Below are 18847 nucleotides of genomic sequence, written 5' to 3'. Positions count from 1 at the left end.
GCGCAGGGGGGACTTGCGGCAAGCCCCTAGAGAGCGCGTAGAACGCTCAACCTGATCAACAGCATCGGGAGATGAGCATGCGTGTATTGCTATCCACATACGGATCACGGGGAGATGTGCAGCCATTGGCGGCGCTGGCGGTTGCCTTGCAGACAACAGGCGCCGAGGCGGTGGTCTGCGCGCCGCCGGATGCGGAATTTGCCGAGCTGCTCGACCGGCTCGGCGTGCCGCTGGCGCCGGCCAACGCGCCCGTGCGGCAATGGGTGAGCGAGGTGATGAAGACTGCAGAGCGCAACACGCGGGAGCGTTCGGCCGACGGCATTTCGGAGCGGGCGGCCGGGATATTGGCGGGACAGTTCGAGGCGCTGTCAGCGGTTGCGGAAGGATGCGATCTCATCGTCGCGGCAGGGCTGTTTCCGGCGATGGCGGCGGCGCAACTGGTGGCCGAGCGGGCCGGCATCGGCTATTTCGGGGCGACATTCTGCCCGATCTTCCTGCCGTCGCATCATCACAAGCCGCATGAATTCAAGGGCCGTCCGCATCCGCCCGGCGTGACCGACAACAGGGTTCTCTGGGACTATGATATCGAAACGAAGAACGTGATCTTCGGCGGAGCCTATAATCGGCTGCGTGCATCGATGGGCATGGCGCCGGTGGACAATGTGCGCGATCCGGTTCTGACCCGCCGGCCGTTGCTTGCGGCCGATCCGGTCATCGGGCCGCTGCTTGCGACGGATCTGATCGACGCAGTGCAGACGGGCGCCTGGATGTTCGATGACGACCGGCCGCTGCCGGCGGCGCTGGAGGCCTTTCTCGATGCCGGCGAGCCGCCCGTCTATGTCGGTTTCGGCAGCATGCCGATGCATGCGCTGAAGGATGCCGCGGGCGTGATCCTTGCGGCGATCCGCGCTCACGGGCGGCGTGCGGTGCTGTCGCGCGGCTGGGCCGGGCTGGTGCCTGATGATGGCGCAGGCGATTGCTTCGTCATCGACGAGGCCAATCATCAGGCGCTCTTTCCGCGGGTTGCGGCAATCGTCCATCATGGCGGAGCAGGGACAACGGCAGCGGCAAGCCGGGCGGGCGTGCCGCAGGTCGTCGTGGCGCAGATTGCCGACCAGCCCTATTGGGCGGGCCGCGTTGCAGCACTCGGCATCGGCGTGGCGCATGAGGGAACGATACCGACGCCTGAGACCTTCTCCGCCGCGCTTTCTGCGGCGCTGCAGCCTGATATGCGCCAGCGCGCTGCGGCCGTCGCCCCCGCGATCCGAACCGATGGGGCGATAGTGGCGGCAAGGCTGCTGCTTGCCTCGGCCGGCACATAAGCGGGAGAACACGGTCAATCGCGCGGCAGCCTGCCGAGCAGCAGCTGGTTTCCCGTGTGGTTGCCGCAACCGATGCATTTCAGGCGAGGGCCGATCCTCGCCAGCGATATGTCCTTGCCATAGCGGTAGGCGAGCATGCGCCGGTCGATCCGCGTCTCGTGCTGGCAGGCCGGGCAGCGGGCGTGGAGGACATACCATTGCGGCAGGGTGGCGAGCGTCTCCCTGTCGGTTGCGACCTCCTCATGGCTGGCGACGAGATCGATGCTGCGGCGGTGTTTCATGTCGGGTCAAAGGAGGACCTGTCGAAGGTGGGCCGCCAGCCGCGGGTCATGCCCCGGCTCATGGCGCCTTCGGCAAGCGCAAGCTGTTCGCGCAGGTGGCGGCAGTCCTGCAGAAGCGTGGCGATGGCAGCCTTGGCATCCTCGTCGTGCCAGGAGAGCACGGCCTCGACCTCCCAGCTCAAATCTTCGTTTCCGATCACATTACCATCGGTTTTTGGGGCCAATTGCGGACGCATGTTCTCATTCTCCTTGCAGAGCATTTCAGTTCAGGATTGTCGGGATGGCGACCGCAGCGCCAGGAATGTTCTTATTATGTTCTCATTCTGGCGGGAGTCAAGGGCTGTGGTCAGGCTGAGCGCGGAGAAGCGAATTGGGTCGGGCGCGGTTTGCGGACATCACGTGATTGGGGCAGGATAGGCTCATAGCAACAAACAGGGATGGAACGGTGCGCTGATGCTGATCGGCTCATGTCATTGCGGCAAGACAGGCTGGACGCTGGAAGGCGATCCCGGTTCGATTACGGCGTGCAACTGCACGCTCTGCCGGCGCTATGGGGCGCTCTGGGCCTATGATTACGAGGGCGAGCGGATCAGCATGAACGGCGAGACCGGCTCCTATACGCGGACCGGCCGGGAGACGTCGTCGCTGGAAATATTGTTCTGCCCGACTTGCGCCTGCGTGCTCAGCTGGCGCGGCTTGAGGCTCAACAGGGCTGGGCGCCGGCGCATGGCGGTCAATTTGCGCCTGGCGCCGCCGGATCTCGTTTCCGATCTGCCGATCGATCATTTCGACGGGCTGGAAACGTTTGACGACCTTCCGTCCAAGGGACGATGCGTGCGCGATCTCTGGTTCTGACGGACGCAAAACCGCTGCACAAATTTTGCTGGAATTGCGCTAGACCAGTCCGTGACCTCCGATAAAGATCGCCGCGCACAGGATTAAAATCGCGGCGACCGCATGGAACCGGGAAAACCCATGTCCTCCATGCGGTGGAGCCTCTGCACCATAGCCGAGGCTGCGATGGTCTTCTTCGAAGTTTGACAGCAAATCGCGCATTTCATGCCCCCAAATATCCGGCCCAAACATTTGTCAGGCCAAGGGAATCAGCATGCGCTTGTTCTGATGATTTGGGCAGATCGCCAAAGGTTCAATCACCTTCCGGTGGATACCTCATCACCCAGCGGAAACGGCCGGTGAAACCGGCCGTTTTGAGATATGCGGCGCGCGCCCGTCAGACGAGCAGGGAGCTGTTTACCAGGACGTCGGTATTGTCGAAGAACGTCTTGTTCACACCGATGAAAGCAATGTCCTGGGCAGCATGGGTCGTGCCGGCGCCATCGGCGTCGTAGGACAGAACACCGGTCGCGGAATTGTAGATCAGCTCGGGGCCACCCTTGGTGCCGCCAGCGCCCCACTTGTTGACGATTTCGAAAGAGGCGGCATCCAGCACGCCATTATTGTCCAGATCGAGGCCGGCGAAGGCAGGGCCGAGCTGGATCTTGTCGTCCGCATCGAAGTCCCAGACGAAGTCCTTGTTGGCCATGCCCATTTCATCGAAATGGAAAGTGTCGGCGCCGCCCTTGCCGTAGAGGCTGTCGTTGCCGGCGCCACCGGCGATGAGATTGCTGCCGGCATTGCCGGTGATCATGTTGGCAAGGTCGTTGCCTGTCGCGTTGATATCCGCCGTGCCGTTCAGGCGGAGGTTTTCGACAGGTCCCTGGTCATGCAGATCCACGCTGACCGTCGTCCAGATCGTATCTACGCCGCCATCGGGAACGGTGAGCAGCGGCCCTGAATAAATCGCGACGCGATCACCCGTATCATCGAATATGTAGGTGTCGTTGCCCGTCGTTTCGAAAAAGGCGTCGGCCCCGCCTTTGCCATCCAGCTTGTCGTCGCCCGCATTGCCGACCATTCGGTCACCGAAATTCGAACCGATGACCGAGACATGTTCGACGTCGGGCTGAATGAAGAACTGGCCTGCGTAACCGCCGTCCGCGTGGGTCAGGTACATGATGGATGTGAAGGTGCCCGGCCCGAAATTCGTGAAATCGACGTCGAGAGCTCCCATCGGCTGAAAGTTCAGGTAGGCGGAATCCGTTCCTGCGTCGCCGTAAAACGTGACATCGATCTGGCCGGGAAAGTCATGAGGAGGCGCAAAGATCAGCGTGTCATTATCCGCTCCTCCGAAAATATCGTCTGTTGCTTCCAAGAGGTCCGGCAAGTCGAAAGTCGACGTCGCGATCCGAAAGGTGTCGTTGCCTCCACGGCCCAAGTAAACATCGCTGTTCTCGAATATAATTCCCGCCTCTGGAATTATTATAAGAGTAGAGCTTTGCGTGCGAAACACATCATCTCCAGGCGTGCCCTCGTAGATACCCATGCGTCTTCCTCCGTTTGCTGCGATCTCAGGATATTGTTGAATAGTTCTTGCTGGGGCAAGTGAAACTACCATGACGGTCACTCGCTCCTCTTAGCTGGCATCCTATCAGGTTATAGGGCGAACTGCTACTTTGGATTGATTTGCGTGAGGGGAACCCGTTCTCGATGAGGGCGGATCATGCAGGTTGGTGCGGCCATGCTCCGCGATGTCGGTGTGGCTGACCGAACAATCGGTCCGCGACCCCACCGCCGCCAATATGCCGGAAGCATGCTGGCCGGAGCTCGTGAGGACTAAGGTGCTGCTGCCGGCGGAGCGGCAAGTATAATTCTTTCGATGCTATCTGTTCTATCCGTCTCGCCTATTTTCCACCTTTTTGCTGTGTGGGTGACAATAGTAGATCGGCTAATTTTGCGATAATAATAAAAATAAGGAAGTTATTATGTGTCGATGTATACAGAATAGGTCCGAAATTATGGCCTTAAAAGCTGCCGCAGAAGGGAAACTATGAGGATATACTGTCTTGTCGTTGCGCTTCATCTCAGCCTGCTGATGTGGGTTGGAGCCTACTATAGCGCTCAAGGACTTTATCTCACATTCAGCGCCTCGCATTCCCAGACTGTTGCCTTCGCTTCACCCGACATCGGCGCGATCCGTACGGATGCCCGATGACGACGACCCTACGACAAACCAAGAAACAAGAAAAAAACCACCATGAGACCGCTAAATTCCCTCCTGATCGTCTATCTTGGCCCGCCGCTGATGGCAGCTGCGCTTCTTCTGTTCACTGTGTCGTGGCTCGGGGATAAACCATTCGACCCAGGTCAGGATACGGTGACCGCCGTGCGAAAAGGCGGCAGGATCGGCAGTCAGAGCGAGATGTTTCGGTAATTGGGGGCGTCGCGCCGCCATCGCCAACGGGAAAAAATTGAGAAGGGCCGCCAAGTGGGGCCCGGAGACCCTTCTCCGGCTGGTAGGTGCAGCATCCAGCGGGGGCAAAATACAAGCAGCGGCTGTTTCCGATAGTGACTGCGGTCACAACATGGCAATATTTTCTAGCGGAAGATGAACTAACCATCTCTGCGTGCATTGCGGGCGCCGTCTCTACCTTGATGCTAGTCGACGAAGATATGGTTCTACACATGCGTATGATAGAGAAAATCGTCTCCTGATCTATCTTCCTTCCGGCAGGCGCGGACTTCCATAACCACAGGAGAACCAGATGTCGGGATGTAAGCATGTTGCAGCCGTTCAATCCGTAGAGCCCAGGACGCTTGGCTGCGAGGAATGCCTGGAGGATGGACAGGAATGGGTCCATCTGCGGCTTTGCCGGGAATGCGGCCATGTGGGGTGCTGCGATCAGTCCATCGGAAAGCATGCGACGGCGCATTTCCATGCCACGGGACATCCCATCATTGAAGGGTACGATCCGCCTGAGGGCTGGGGCTGGTGCTATCTCGACGAGACGATGGTGGAACTGCCGGATCAGACGCCGCAGCGCGGCCCGATCCCGCGCTATTATTATTGAGCGTGCCGAAATGAGCTCCGACAGCCTCGAAACCCGCCGTCACCAGATGTTTCCGGTGCTGAGTGCCGCACAAGTTCAAATGGCGACACGCTTTGCCAGCAGTGGCCCGCATTCCTTTGCCCCCGGCGAGATCGTGTCCCAGATCGGTGACAGGCATTCGCCCGCATGGCTGATCCTCTCCGGCGGCCTCGATGTCTTCAGGCACGACGGGCTGTCGATGCCGGAAGCGCTGATCACGAGCCATGGCACAGGGCAGTTTTCGGGAGAGGTCAGTCAGCTCTCCGGACGGCCCGTGCTTGCAGGCGGACGTGCCGGGCCGGAAGGATGTGTGGCGCTGGCATTCGATGCCGCGCATCTGAAGGCTCTCATCATAGGATCGGCCGATATCGGTGAGATCATCATGCGCGCCTATATCCTGCGGCGTGTGGAACTGATCAATTTCGGCGGCGCCGGTTCGGTCCTGATCGGCAATCCCGGAGAGCCCAATCTGGTTCGCCTGCAGGGCTTTCTGACCCGAAGCGGCTATCCCCATGTCGTGCTCGATGCGGCCTCGGACCACGAAGGCCGGGGCCTGGTGGAGAGGCTTGGGATACTGGCGAGCGAATTGCCGCTCATGGTCTGCCCCAACGGAACGGTACTCAAGCATCCGACAGACGCTGAAGCTGCCTGCTGCCTCGGCATCACGCCGGAGCTCGATCCGGCAATCGTCTACGATGTGGCAATCGTCGGAGCAGGTCCATCGGGTCTGGCGGCTGCGGTCTACGCGGCATCGGAGGGGCTCAGCGTTATCGTCATCGACGCACGTTCGATCGGCGGACAGGCCGGCAGTTCCTCGCGTATCGAAAACTATCTCGGCTTTCCGACCGGAATTTCAGGCCAGGCGCTCGCGGGCCGCGCCTTCAACCAGGCGCTAAAATTCGGGGCGGAGATCGCCTTGCCGCTCGATGTCGACGAACTGATTCCGGCCCCGGCCGGCAAACGCAAAACCGACCCTATGGTATTGCGGATTGGCGGAGACAGGACGGTCAAGGCGCGAACCGTCGTCATCGCCTCGGGCGCCAGGTACCGCAGGCCTGATATTTCCGACATAGCGCGCTTCGAGGGCGCCGGCATTTCCTATTGGGCATCTGCAATCGAAGCGAAACTATGCGAAAACGACGATATTGCCCTGGTTGGCGGCGGCAATTCGGCCGGCCAGGCGATCGCATTCCTGGCACCGCGGGTCCGGCGTCTCCACCTGGTGATCCGCCGAAGCCTGACCGAAACCATGTCTACCTATCTGATCGATCGCATTGCGGCACTGCCAAACGTGGAGATGCATCTCGGATGCGAGCTGACAGCGCTGTCGGAAGATCTGCATGGTCGCCTGGCGGCAACCATCACGGATCTCAGGACGCAGTCCGGGAAGAACTACAATCTTCGCCGCGTCTTCATGTTCATCGGCGCCGACCCGAATACCGACTGGATCAAGTGCCGCATCAAGACGGATGACAGGGGGTTCATAAGGACCGGTACGACCTTCAGCCCTGATGTCGAAGAGGAGCTGGGAAGGCGCTCCCTGCAACTGGAAACCAGCCTGCCGAACGTCTTTGCGATCGGCGATGTCCGGGCCGGATCGACAAAGCGGGTTGCCGCAGCCGTCGGCGAAGGGGCTGCCGTCGTCAGCGATATTCACGCGGCGCTGAGACAGGCTGCGCTCATGAAATGATCTGCTGCCCGAGCGGTACCGTTGCAGACAGCGGCCGGCGGTTTGCACGCCAATCCTTGCCCTGAACCAGGGTCCAGAAGCTCTCGGCAATGTCAGTCATGCGCGCCCGTGGTCTGATCAGCACGATCTTGACGTCGACTGCCCAGTCCGCCGATCCGGCTGAGGTCAATCTTCCATCCGGTCCCATCTCGTCGGCTGCCAGGCTCTCCGGTATCCAGGCGACGCCTTTTCCCTCAATGGCGAGCGCCTTCAGCGCCATGGCCAGATGGGAAGTGAAGACTGTCGAGAGGTGCAGCTGCCCTGTGTGGGCGGAGAGGGCGGACGAGAGGATGCGGCCCATTCCGGATGTTTCTTCGAAGGCGAGATGCGGGATTGTGCGATCCGTTGCCTCCGAGATGCTTTGGAGCGGCCGGCCATCCCGGTCCCGCCCGCTGACGGGGATCAGGCGGTCGGTCGCAAGCGCCACATGCCTGTAGGCATTCCTGTCGAGGCGGATCCTGCTGTTCTGGTGGTCGTGACAGAGCAGGAATTGGGCGCGGCCTTCCGTCATGATCCGCTCGCACTCGTTCATATTGTCCGAGAGGAGGCGGATCGGCATCGTCGATGCCTCGTGGCCGAGGGCCTGAATCCAGCCGGGGAAGAAGATGAAGGAGAGGGCGTGGGTGGCGGCGAAGGTCACGGTCGAGGTCGCCGCACGCATCTGCTCGAGATCACTGAAAACGCGCTCGAGCCGTGCAGCGATATCGTTTGCCGCCTCCAGCATGGCCTCGCCTGCAGGGGTCAGCTTCAACCTGTGCGTCGAGCGATCGACGAGTTCGGACCCGCACCAGTCCTCAAGAGACTTGATGCGGCGCCCAAAAGCCGGCTGGGTGATGTGGCGCTTCTCTGCTGCTCTCGAAAAGTTCAGCGTTTCGGCGAGAGCCTGGAGATCGGCGAGCCAGGCGGTTTCCACGATGGTTCATCCGTTTTTCTGATGCTTAGGGAGCATTGACAGAACGGCATCGTTCCAAGGATTTCAAGCTATTTCATGGTGATTTTCGGTGAAACGGGAAATCTGCAGTGCCGGTCCGGCATTGAAAGAACCCGGATCGGCATTGGACGGTGAGGGCGGATTTCGCCTAAATCGTTCCTATGCGAGGGCAACGGCCCTCAGATCCGGACTGGGAGACTGCCATGCGTATCATCGATGTCCGCGAAGTGACGAAGCCGATCGCGTCGCCGATCCGCAACGCCTATATCGACTTCAGCAAGATGACGGCGAGCCTGGTGGCCGTCGTCACCGATGTCGTGAGAGACGGGCGGCGCGTGGTTGGCTACGGCTTCAACTCCAATGGCCGTTATGGCCAGGGCGGCCTTATCCGCGAGCGCTTCAGGGATCGTATTCTGGAAGCGGCGCCGGAAAGCCTCGTGAATGATGCCGGCACCAATCTCGATCCGCACAGGATCTGGGCGGCGATGATGAAGAATGAAAAGCCCGGCGGTCACGGCGAGCGCTCGGTCGCGGTCGGGACGATCGACATGGCGGTGTGGGATGCCGTTGCCAAGATCGAGGGCAAGCCGCTCTTCCGGCTGCTGGCCGATATGAAGGGCAGGGAGGCTGACCCGAAGGTCTTCGTCTATGCGGCCGGCGGATATTACTATCCCGGCAAGGACAACAGCGCCTTGCGCAAGGAGATGCGCGGCTATCTCGACCGCGGCTACACCGTGGTCAAGATGAAGATCGGCGGTGCTTCGATCGAGGAAGACCGCGGCCGCATCGAATCCGTTCTCGAGGAGATCGGTTCTGAGGCGCAGCTTGCCGTCGATGCGAACGGCCGCTTCGATCTTGAGACCGGCATCGCCTATGCCAAGATGCTGCGCGACTATCCGCTCTTCTGGTACGAGGAAATCGGCGACCCGCTCGATTATGCGTTGCAGGCGGCCATCTCCGAATTCTACGATGCGCCGATGGCAACCGGCGAGAACCTCTTCTCGCATCAGGACGCCCGCAACCTGCTGCGCTATGGCGGCATGCGTGCGGATCGCGATTACCTGCAGTTCGATTGCGCGCTGTCCTACGGGCTTGTCGAATATCTGCGCACACTCGACGTGCTGCGGCAGTTCGGCTGGTCGCCCTCGCGCTGCATTCCGCATGGCGGCCACCAGATGTCGCTCAATATCGCGGCTGGTCTCGGCCTTGGTGGCAATGAGAGCTATCCCGATCTCTTCCAGCCCTATGGCGGATTCCCTGACGGCGTTCGGGTGATCGACGGCCATATCACCATGCCGGAGCTGCCGGGTATCGGCTTCGAGGGCAAGTCTGATCTCATCAAGGTCATGCGGGAGCTGGCGGAGTAACATGGTCAAGCCGGCGTAGTTTTACCTGCGTGCTTGGGACGATCGCATGTATTGTCGGCTTGTGCAAACTATGGTAGTATTAGCGTTTCTTGATAAAACTCTCTGGGGGTGACAGCGATGCGTAGAATTGCTTTGGCATTCATCCTGCTTTTATCCGTTATCGCATCTGCGGTGCCTGCGGGTCCCGCATTTTCGGCCGGTGCGTGCGACCCCAACGCTACGAGTTGCTGAGGGCATATTTCAACGGCCTGAAGCTAAATATCCGGGAGGTTGCGCGTGGTCGATACGTCCGTCAACGTCTGGCCTGCGGACGTTCCCACGTCGCTCTGGAGCTATCATCGGCTGGAGCCGGAGCGCGATTTGTTGCCATTCATGGGCTTACGCCTGGAATGGAATTTCGTCCTGGCTTTCATTTTCGGCGCGGCACTGGTTGCCGTGTTCGCCTGGCAGCGGTTTCGGCAGCCCACGTCCCGACCGGATGAAGTCGACTATGAGGTGCTGAAGAGGTTGGCGCCGACGCAATTGCGCGGCATCGATGCCATGCGGCAGGCCTATTTCTATTATGCGGGCATTCTGATCGCGATCTATACCGCGCTCACCTTTTTCGGAGGGCTGATCTTCAAGCTGGCGAGTACCATTCCGATGGCGGGACTGGAAGTGAATATCGGCCGCGATACGCTGACGAGCCCCACCTGGCCGCTGACGCTGGCCATCGGCATGGCCGGATTTGCCCCTCTTCTGAAGCCGGTGGAAATCGTGGAAACCTGGCTGAGACGAAAGGTACACGGCTGGGCTGGAGTTCCGATGCAGCTCAAGGAGCGAACGCGTCGCCTTCTGTTGACACTCGACAAATATGTCAGGCCGATTGTGGAAGAGGAGATCCAAAAGCAAAAAGATCCATCCGAGTCCAAGAGATATCAAGCTAGAGCAAGCTCTTCCAACTCCGACAAGAAGACCGAGAGGCACGCGGCCGGCGTGGCTTCCCCAAAGGAGAAATCCGACCCGGATCCCACATTGCGTCCATCCATTGTGGACAAGTTGGGCGAGGTAAAACCGTGGATGAAAGTCCTCCTGGAACGGAGCGGCAATTATAATTCCCTTATCCGGAAATGGGCCGAACTTGAAATTATGGTCGAGGCGATGCGGAATCCCGGTTCCTGGCCCGACACGCTCATTCTCGACGAATTGCAGCCTTTGTCGCACGAGCAACGGCTGGTAGCGGAGCGTGCATTGCTCGCTTTACAGGACTTTCTCGACAGCGACATCCCAAAGGACGGCAAGAAAGACCTCTGGGACGCAGCTTCCCGCGCGCAGACGGGCGATCAGAAAACGGAAAATGAGAATACCGAAGATCGAAAAGAGGCGGACGAGCAGAAAGCGGGGAAAGAGAAAGAGACAATAAAAGATGCAGAGGCTCGTCGGCGTCGGCAATTGGAGATGATGCTCAACGATATCGTCGCCAAGATCGACAAATCCCGGCTTGAACTGGCAGCAATCCTTGCCGTCTATGCCGAGCGAAGCTGGTATCAAAGGGAGACAGGCGAGACCGCCGACAGTGAGATTTCGGCGTTGGAGGCTGCCGTCAAGGAAATCGTTCCGCCGGAGCAAACTGCGGAGACGGGTTTCTGGGTCCTGATCCTGCTGCCGCCGATCTTTTGCATATACGCTCTGACGACGCGCCTCGGGCTTCACTCACCGTTGGCCAGCGTCGAACTGACAGCGATGGCGGTCTTCGCCACCGCCGCCCTGGAAACGCTGCAGGTTGCAATCATCTTCTGGCTGCCGGTCATCGTCGTGACGGCGCTCAGGCAATATCTGGCTGATACCGACAGGCGCCGGCATCTCAGACATCTCCAGACACGCAGGCGATCGGCCGAACGGATGATCTATTACGTTGCCCTTGCCACTGTCGTCGCAGCCATCGGTCTCGCGCTTCTCGCGGCGTTTTGGACGGCCCTGATCGCGGAGAATCCCACCCGGTTTCGTGCTCTGCTCTTCGTTCGTCCGCAGTCGGCATTCGCTACCTTCATTCCGAAGAGTGTTTGTGCCGGCATCTTCGCATTCCTTCTCGTCCGCGCATCGGAACGTTGGGCGCTCGACAAGTCGCGAGCGATCATGCTTGGCGCCGCTGCCGCGCTATTGATGGCGGCAATCATATTCGGCTTCAGCCTCGCCTGGCAATCGGGATGCCTGTCCGATGCCGTCTGCACGCCGTACGAAACCCTAAGAAAGAAGTATCTCGACCCCGATAGATCCATCTTCTACCGTTTCTACAATCTCACCGATCCACTGGTCTGCTTTGCTGTTGTTTTCGTCGCCTTGACCCATGCCGCCTGGCCAAGGCCGAAGCAGAGTCAACAAAGTGGTGCGAAGGATAAGAAAAGTGAGGCGAAGGATAAGAGGTCAGGGGTTGGGCGACGCGCGACGAGGACCGCAACCTTCCTTCTTCTCTCGACGAGCCTTGCCGTGAGTTTCGCTTTGAGCGGCGCAGCTTTTGCCGATCCGAGCGGCGACGAAATCCAGCGTGTACTGGCGGGATTTCGCCGTGATGCGGAACCCTTTTCATACTCGGCGGGGCCGTCCAGCACACGGCACTATCGCGGCTACGCCGCTGATCTCTGCTACAGTATCTTCGACGATTCCCCCTATATTCTTCTCGAGGTCGAGGTAACTGCTGCAAACCGGTTCGACAACTTTCTGGTCAGCCGCCGCAAAGGAACGCAGCAGATTGACATTCTTTGCGACCCGACCACGTTGCGGTATTCGCGAAATGACCAGGAAATAGACGGCTATTTTTCGCCCATTGTGTTCGTCACTGGTGTTTCCTACATGGTCAGGCCGCTGCGCGACGCGCATACTGGCACCGATCTCGCCTATGTCGAGAACACGACGGCCGAACAGGTCGCCATGCGTGCGTGCGATGTCGACTACTTCGGAACGCCTCCGTCCAATCTGGGGATGAAGGATTGCAAGACGCCATTACGTGATTGTCCCGATCGCAAGCCGGCATCGAAAGACACACCATCGGTCAGGCTCTGTTCATTCGAGACCCATGATCAACTGACACAATGGTTCTGCGAGAAAGGTGCTCTGCGCAAACAGGTCTATTTCGGAGACCGGGAAATCATTAAAGCGAAATTTGAGTCATGGAAAACAGCCGCGGACTGCTCGGGCGATGATGTCGAACCGCCCGGAGACTTCTATACCTATGAGCCCTACGCCCTTCTTGTTTCTCGCGACCGGCCGGAGCTTGCCCGCTTCGTGCAGCGGCGCGTCTATGATTTCTTCTCGCATCGTGAAAAAGCGATCGGTCTTTTCAGGACCTATTTCCCGGGCGTTCAAATGTCGCCGATGATGGCGGATCTCATTCTTTTAAACGGTATCGACGACCCGATATATGCGACGGTGCCGAGCTATTTGTTCGATCGGAATTCAGACAAGCTCGCGCACGAGGTGCCGCTTTGTATGGGTTATGATTGCCAGTGATATCGGTGTTCCAGCCGGTCTGCCGGATTTGCGGCCTATGGTGCCGAACAGCACGTTCAGCATCATCACGTTGAGGTTGGAAAGATCGGCGAATTTGGCAGCCACGCTCCTTCCTTATGAGGGCGCGGCCACGACCGCGCCCTCGGGAAATGTCAGGCGTCGATCGCGGCCGCGGCACTGGCGATAAAGTCTGCGACCGCTTCGGGCTGCGACAGCATGGGGACGTGGCCGCTTTGCAGGACAAGCGTCTCGCCCTTCATGTGCGCGGCGGAATCGCGTTCCACGGCCGGCGGGATCGTTTCGTCTTTGGCCGCAATCAGGTACCAAGAGGGCTTGGAACGCCATGCGGCCCGGCTGATCTTGTCGCCAACGCTTGCACGGCATGCCGGTAGCGACAGCAACGGATATTGCTCAGCCGATGCCATAAGCAATAGGGGATGCAGAGACGCGTTGGCGGCCTGCCTGTCTGCGATAGCTCTAGCGGCCATGAAAGTCCAACACACGTCACCCCAATTCCAGGTGACGGGCTTCATGGTGTTTTTCGCCGAAGATAACAGGCGCTGTAACGTAGAATTGTTGCGCAGTCGCCGGAGCGTGCAGAGACAAAAGGAAGATTGTTCGTATAACCTGACGCGATTTTCTTCGCTATTTTATTTTCTGATTTTAGAAAAGTCTCTAATTTCGATATATAATATTTATTTTATGAGAATAATCGAAGAACGTGCTATGATTTGTTTTTCTATCTATGAATTTTCCTTTCGGCCGGCACCCATCGAACAGGCGGGGAACCTGCTGCAGAAGCGCGGATCATAACGTTCGTGCCGTCGACCTCCCAGGGGGCAATGGCCGCAAAGAACAGCGTCTCGGCCAGACGCGGATAACGAAAATGATTGGCGAGATAGATATGCAATCGGCACGATATGGAAATAAGGATCTGAGGTTCGCAAGGCTCCACGCCGTGAAGGCGGAGCAGCGCATCACCGGCCAGGAAATCGTCGTTAAAAGGCTGCGGCTGACGGGGAGGCCGCTGGATGTCGAAAATGCGCTGTTGGGCAGGCTCTACGATCGCAAGAGACGCGTTATCTACCATTTGAAGCGTATCGAAGATTCCCTCGATGTGACATCGCAATCCGAAGTGACACCGTAATCTGGGATCAATGCCGGCGGCTGATCGGCCATATGTCGTGGTCCGGTGCCGGCCGGTGCATTCGACGGGAGAACATCATGTCGGCCGGCACTGTTGCTGAAATCTCCGACGAGGCAATCGGTTCCGGCGCGAACAGATACCTCGGCAAACCTTTCGAGCTCTTAACCGAGCGCGAACGGGCCGTCTTCCGGCGACTGATCTCCCGGCACGCGATTGCCCATGATTCCAATCAGTCCTTCGATGCAAAGCTGACACCGTCGCAGCGGCTGGCCGACAAGGTGGCGGAATTCGGCGGTTCGTGGACCTTCATCATCCTCTTCGGGATCGCCCTTGCAGTATGGGTCGCCGGCAATCTGCTGGCCGCAACGCGCGCCTTCGATCCCTATCCCTTCATATTCCTCAATCTCATCCTCTCCATGCTGGCAGCCGTGCAGGCGCCGGTCATCATGATGAGCCAGAATAGGCATGCCGCCAAAGACCGGGTGGATGCCGCGCACGACTACGAGGTCAATCTGAAGGCTGAGATCGAAATCATGGCGCTGCATGACAAGCTCGACGAGCTCAGAAATACCGATCTGAAATCGCTCGTCGCCCAGCAGCAGGAGCAGATCGCACTTCTGACGAAATTGATGCTCGGCCCGCCGGGTCAGCAACGGCAGGACCTTTAAAGTACCGGAGGCTAGCATGCAGCTGCGAGAAATGACCGATAATGCCTGCATCGAGTTTCTGGCGAACCACATGTTTGGCCATCTCGGGTGCAGCGGTGAGCAATATCCCTATATCGTTCCCATTCACTACGCCTATGAAGGACGCCGGCTGTTCATGTTTTCCATGCCCGGCCTGAAGATCGACCGTCTCAGGGCAAACCCCCTGGCCAGTTTCCATGCCGAAGAGCTCGGCCAGGACAGAAAGTGGAAAAGCGTCCTCGTTCACGGTCGTTTCGAGGAGCTGACGGATACGCCCGCGCACCGAGATGAACGCATCCATGCATGGTCGCTTCTGGAAAAGCGTGCCTTCTGGTGGGAGCCCGGATCTTTCAATTTTGGCGCCGATACGGATGAGCCGCTGGACGCCCCGATCTTCTTCAGCCTTTCGATCGAGGTGCTCTCTGGACGGGAGACGATCTGACGGTCCCGCGCGGCATGTTTCGCCTGCGGGCCGGGACGCCCCGGCAGCCAAGCCGGATCGATAACCCATCAGCCATCAACATCTGACAGGACGAACAGCGGGTCGGGCCGAACGCGCAGATGCGATTGACGGACCGCAAAATTGCGGTTAGCTCTTACGCCCATGAAAATCGCAATGGTTCTCGCAGTGGTGATATCGCGCATGGGCAGGACGGTGTAACCGTCCGGCATTAGCCACCCATGCGCCGAACACAAGGTCCCTGACGGGGCCTTTTTTTATGCCCCGTCGCACCCCCAATCACCTCATCAACGACGGAACATTGCTATGACCGGCGATAAGGCTAGCTTTACCCAAAATTCTCCCGAGACTTCCGCGAATATTCCCTCTGGCCGCCTGATGAACGGCGGCGAAATCGTTCTGCAGGCGCTGCGCGACAATGGCGTCGAGCACATCTTCGGCTATCCCGGCGCTGCCGTGCTGCCGATCTATGACGAGATCTTTCAGCAGGATGAGATCAAGCATCTGCTCGTACGCCATGAGCAGGGGGCCGGCCATGCCGCCGAAGGTTACGCCCGCTCGACCGGCAAGGTCGGCGTCATGCTGGTGACCTCTGGACCAGGTGTCACCAATGCGGTGACGGCGCTGCAGGATGCGCTGATGGATTCCATTCCGCTCGTCTGCCTGACCGGGCAGGTGCCGACGACGCTGATCGGCACGGATGCCTTCCAGGAATGTGATACGGTTGGTATCACGCGGCCTTGCACCAAGCATAATTTCCTCGTCGATCACATCGATGATCTGGCGAAGACGATCCATCTCGCCTTCAGGATCGCGACATCGGGCCGGCCGGGGCCGGTTCTGGTCGATATGCCCAAGGACGTGCTGTTTGCGAGCGGGCTTTATGTCGGGCCGGAGGAGATATCGGTGCCGGCGCGTTATCAGGCGAAGGCGGGCGGTAATCGCGAGGCGATTGCGGCGGCGGTTGCGATGATGGCGCGGGCTGAGCGGCCGGTGCTCTATACCGGCGGCGGCATCATCAATTCTGGGCCGGAAGCATCGCGGCTCTTGCGGGAGCTGGTGGAACTGACGGGCTTTCCCATCACCTCGACGCTGATGGGGCTTGGCGCCTATCCCGCGTCAGGACCGAACTGGCTGAAAATGCCGGGCATGCATGGCTCCTACGAGGCCAATATGGCGATGCATGATTGCGATCTGATGATTGCTGTCGGAGCGCGCTTCGACGATCGCGTCACCTCGCGCGTCGACAGGTTCTCGCCCGGTTCGAAGAAGATCCATATCGATATCGATCCATCCTCGATCAACAAGAACGTCGCCGTTGATATCGGGATCGCGGGCGATGCGGCCGCGATACTTTCGGAGATGATCGAAGCCTGGCGGGCGCTTCCCGAAGCGCCTGAGCGACGGCGGCTCGCGGGCTGGTGGGCCGAGGTCGAAGAGTGGCGGGCGCGAAACTCCTTCGCCTATGAGAGGCGCCGTGAGGAGATCATGCCGCAATATGCACTGGAGCGGCTGCATGCGCTGACCACCGATCTCGACCCGATCGTGACGACCGATGTCGGCCAGCATCAGATGTGGGCGGCGCAACTCTTCAGCATCGAGGGGCCGAACCGATGGCTCACTTCTGGCGGGCTCGGCACGATGGGATACGGGTTGCCGGCGGCCATCGGCGCGCAGATTGCCCATCCCGGGCGGCTGGTTCTCGGCATTGTCGGCGATGGCTCGGTGCAGATGACGCTGAAGGAGCTTTCGGCGGCGATGCAGCATCAGGCGCCGGTCAAGATCTTCATCTTGAACAATGCGCAGCTCGGCATGATCCGGCAATGGCAGCAGATCCTGCACGGCAATCGGCGAGATCGATCCTATTCCGCCTCGCTGCCGGATTTCGTCAAGCTGGCGGAAGCCTATGGCGCGGTGGGCTTGCGCTGCGAGAGGCCGGATGAGCTGGATGCGAAGATCAGGGAAATGATCGCCATCGACCAGCCTGTCCTGTTCGACTGCCGTGTCGCGGCGCTCGAAAACGTCTATCCCATGGTTCGCAGCGGCCGGCCGCATAATGACACGCTGTTTGGCGAGGATGTGCGTGCGGCGGAAGCGGAGGGCGAATTCGGCTTCAGCCAGGGGCTCGTCTGATCGTCTGCAATGGATTGGCCGGTGTCGTAGGATACCGGCCAATCAATCCCGGTCAGCCGGCGCCCCGAGCGGGTAGAAGTGGCGGTAGGGGCGCGCTTCATCGAGTGCGCGGGCATAGCTCGGGCGCTGGAGCAGGCGGGCGCGATAGGCGCGGGCATCCTGGAAATGCTCGGGGATCGGATGCGCCCAGTCGGCATAGAGCAAGGCCGGGGCGGCCGAGCAATCGGCGAGACTGAAGGTCTCGCTGGCCACCCACTGCCTGCCCTTCATATGCGCGTCGAGAATGCCATAAGCGGTTTCGAGCGCCTGGCGCCAGTGGACATAGCCGTCATCGGGCTCGACCTCCCGGCCGAGAGCGGCATTGACCATGCGCTGCTGGGGATATTGCAGGTAATTATCGAAGAAGCGGTCCCACATGCGCACCTTGATGGCTGTTGCCGCATCCTTGGGGATGAACGGTTGGTCGCCGGGGCTGAGCGCGTCGATATATTCGATGATGCTTGTTGCTTCGAAAATGAAGTCGCCGCCGTGCTCAAGGATCGGAAAACGCTTGATCGGCCACTTTGCCGAAAACTCCGAGGTGATCGGCTCGCTTCCGTCGAGAAGCTTCACCTCGAAGCCCATGTTCTTCTCGTAGAAGGCGGTCTTCGCCTTCTGGGAGTAGGAGGAGAGCGGGTGCAGGTAGATCACCAGCGGCATGGCGGCGGACATGGGCAAGCCTCACTTCGAGAGCACGACATGCGCGGCCAGTTCCGTCATCTCGTGGGATTTGACGGAGAAGCCGAGCGCCGGCAGGTCGATACCCTCAAACATGGCTTCGCCCTTGCCGAGGACAACCGGAGAGATAGCGAATTGCATCTCATCGATCAGGCCGGCCTTGAGATACTGGCGCACGGTGCTGACGCCGCCGCCGATCTTGACGTCCTTGTCGCCGGCTGCAGCCTTGGCCTTTTCCAGCGCTTCCTCGATGCCGCCGGTGATGAAATGGAACGTGGTGCCACCTTCCATGACGATCGGCTCGCGGGCGTAGTGGGTTAGGATGAAGGTGGGCGCGTGATAGGGCGGGTTCGGCCCCCACCAGCCTTTCCACTCTTCCTCAGGCCATTCGCCCCTGATCGGGCCGAACATATTGCGGCTGAGGATGAAAGCGCCGAAGCCCGCCATGCCTGCCGCACCATACTGGTCATCAACGCCAGTCGTGCCGTCGTCCTTGCCGATCATGGTGCGGAAGGTGCGGGTGGGGAAGAACCATTGGTGCACCGCCATGCCGCCTTTGCCGAGCGGATTGTCGATGCTCTGGTCGGGACCGGCGCCGAAACCATCGATAGAAAGGGAAAATGCAGCAACACGTACACGTGCCATGTCAGCCTCCATCTGGT

General features: G+C 59.6%; 18 protein-coding genes. 11 read left to right on the top strand and 7 right to left on the bottom strand.

What is annotated here, in order from left to right:
• Positions 1–77: 77 nt before the first annotated feature.
• Positions 78–1322, top strand: coding sequence for a glycosyltransferase (locus AB8B33_RS13285; protein WP_439015734.1), 1245 nt, complete (start codon positions 78–80; stop codon positions 1320–1322).
• A 14-nt stretch (positions 1323–1336) separates the two neighbouring features.
• On the opposite strand, the gene AB8B33_RS13280 is transcribed toward AB8B33_RS13285, so the two are convergent.
• Positions 1337–1603, bottom strand: coding sequence for a hypothetical protein (locus AB8B33_RS13280; protein ID WP_439015733.1), 267 nt, complete (start codon positions 1601–1603; stop codon positions 1337–1339).
• Entirely contained in the window at positions 1600–1839 is a 240-nt protein-coding gene (locus AB8B33_RS13275) for a hypothetical protein (RefSeq protein ID WP_439015732.1), read from the bottom strand. Before AB8B33_RS13275 ends, AB8B33_RS13280 begins: the two co-directional genes overlap by 4 nt.
• A gap of 217 nt (positions 1840–2056) precedes the next feature.
• On the opposite strand from AB8B33_RS13275, the gene AB8B33_RS13270 reads away from it, so the two are divergent.
• Positions 2057–2458, top strand: coding sequence for a GFA family protein (locus AB8B33_RS13270; protein ID WP_439015731.1), 402 nt, complete (start codon positions 2057–2059; stop codon positions 2456–2458).
• A gap of 376 nt (positions 2459–2834) precedes the next feature.
• On the opposite strand, the gene AB8B33_RS13265 is transcribed toward AB8B33_RS13270, so the two are convergent.
• Positions 2835–3827, bottom strand: coding sequence for a calcium-binding protein (locus AB8B33_RS13265; RefSeq protein ID WP_439015730.1), 993 nt, complete (start codon positions 3825–3827; stop codon positions 2835–2837).
• 870 nt (positions 3828–4697) lie between these two features.
• On the opposite strand from AB8B33_RS13265, the gene AB8B33_RS13260 reads away from it, so the two are divergent.
• The 3 genes from AB8B33_RS13260 (at position 4698) to AB8B33_RS13250 (ending at position 7219) form a co-directional block, all read left to right on the top strand.
• Complete coding sequence (locus tag AB8B33_RS13260) at positions 4698–4874, top strand: hypothetical protein (protein WP_162747951.1); 177 nt, start codon at positions 4698–4700, stop codon at positions 4872–4874.
• 331 nt (positions 4875–5205) lie between these two features.
• Positions 5206–5511, top strand: a complete 306-nt coding sequence (locus AB8B33_RS13255) for a UBP-type zinc finger domain-containing protein (protein WP_439015729.1) — start codon at positions 5206–5208, stop codon at positions 5509–5511.
• Positions 5512–5521: 10 nt separating this feature from the next.
• Positions 5522–7219, top strand: coding sequence for an FAD-dependent oxidoreductase (locus AB8B33_RS13250; RefSeq protein ID WP_439015728.1), 1698 nt, complete (start codon positions 5522–5524; stop codon positions 7217–7219).
• Here AB8B33_RS13250 and AB8B33_RS13245 read toward each other — a convergent pair.
• Positions 7209–8171, bottom strand: coding sequence for a LysR family transcriptional regulator (locus AB8B33_RS13245; RefSeq protein WP_439015727.1), 963 nt, complete (start codon positions 8169–8171; stop codon positions 7209–7211). The two genes, AB8B33_RS13250 and AB8B33_RS13245, sit on opposite strands and share 11 nt — an antisense overlap.
• Before the next feature lie 221 nt (positions 8172–8392).
• Here AB8B33_RS13245 and AB8B33_RS13240 point away from each other — a divergent pair, with 221 nt between their 5' ends.
• Both AB8B33_RS13240 and AB8B33_RS13235 read left to right on the top strand, forming a co-directional pair.
• The gene (locus tag AB8B33_RS13240; RefSeq protein ID WP_439015726.1) at positions 8393–9556 is read left to right on the top strand and encodes a mandelate racemase/muconate lactonizing enzyme family protein; all 1164 of its coding nucleotides are present in this window, start codon (positions 8393–8395) and stop codon (positions 9554–9556) included.
• A 276-nt stretch (positions 9557–9832) separates the two neighbouring features.
• Entirely contained in the window at positions 9833–13042 is a 3210-nt protein-coding gene (locus AB8B33_RS13235; protein ID WP_439015725.1) for a hypothetical protein, read from the top strand.
• Between the two features lie 152 nt (positions 13043–13194).
• Here AB8B33_RS13235 and AB8B33_RS13230 read toward each other — a convergent pair whose 3' ends face one another.
• On the bottom strand, positions 13195–13467 hold the full coding sequence (locus AB8B33_RS13230) for an alpha/beta fold hydrolase (RefSeq protein ID WP_439015724.1): 273 nt from the start codon (positions 13465–13467) through the stop codon (positions 13195–13197).
• A 479-nt stretch (positions 13468–13946) separates the two neighbouring features.
• Here AB8B33_RS13230 and AB8B33_RS13225 point away from each other — a divergent pair, with 479 nt between their 5' ends.
• The 4 genes from AB8B33_RS13225 (at position 13947) to AB8B33_RS13210 (ending at position 17468) form a co-directional block, all read left to right on the top strand.
• Entirely contained in the window at positions 13947–14189 is a 243-nt protein-coding gene (locus AB8B33_RS13225; RefSeq protein WP_439015723.1) for a hypothetical protein, read from the top strand.
• Positions 14190–14266: 77 nt separating this feature from the next.
• On the top strand, positions 14267–14857 hold the full coding sequence (locus tag AB8B33_RS13220; RefSeq protein ID WP_439015722.1) for a DUF1003 domain-containing protein: 591 nt from the start codon (positions 14267–14269) through the stop codon (positions 14855–14857).
• 16 nt (positions 14858–14873) lie between these two features.
• On the top strand, positions 14874–15317 hold the full coding sequence (locus tag AB8B33_RS13215) for a pyridoxamine 5'-phosphate oxidase family protein (RefSeq protein WP_439015721.1): 444 nt from the start codon (positions 14874–14876) through the stop codon (positions 15315–15317).
• Between the two features lie 396 nt (positions 15318–15713).
• Entirely contained in the window at positions 15714–17468 is a 1755-nt protein-coding gene (locus tag AB8B33_RS13210; RefSeq protein ID WP_439017249.1) for an acetolactate synthase 3 large subunit, read from the top strand.
• A gap of 42 nt (positions 17469–17510) precedes the next feature.
• On the opposite strand, the gene AB8B33_RS13205 is transcribed toward AB8B33_RS13210, so the two are convergent.
• Entirely contained in the window at positions 17511–18167 is a 657-nt protein-coding gene (locus tag AB8B33_RS13205; protein ID WP_439017248.1) for a glutathione S-transferase family protein, read from the bottom strand.
• 21 nt (positions 18168–18188) lie between these two features.
• Positions 18189–18830, bottom strand: a complete 642-nt coding sequence (locus AB8B33_RS13200; protein WP_439015720.1) for a dihydrofolate reductase family protein — start codon at positions 18828–18830, stop codon at positions 18189–18191.
• Positions 18831–18847 lie beyond the last annotated feature (17 nt).

This window comes from Rhizobium sp. 768_B6_N1_8 (assembly GCF_051811225.1).
Lineage (GTDB): Bacteria > Pseudomonadota > Alphaproteobacteria > Rhizobiales > Rhizobiaceae > Rhizobium.
The sequence above is the reverse complement of the archived record's forward strand: the minus strand, read 5'-3'. Positions and strand labels throughout refer to the sequence as shown.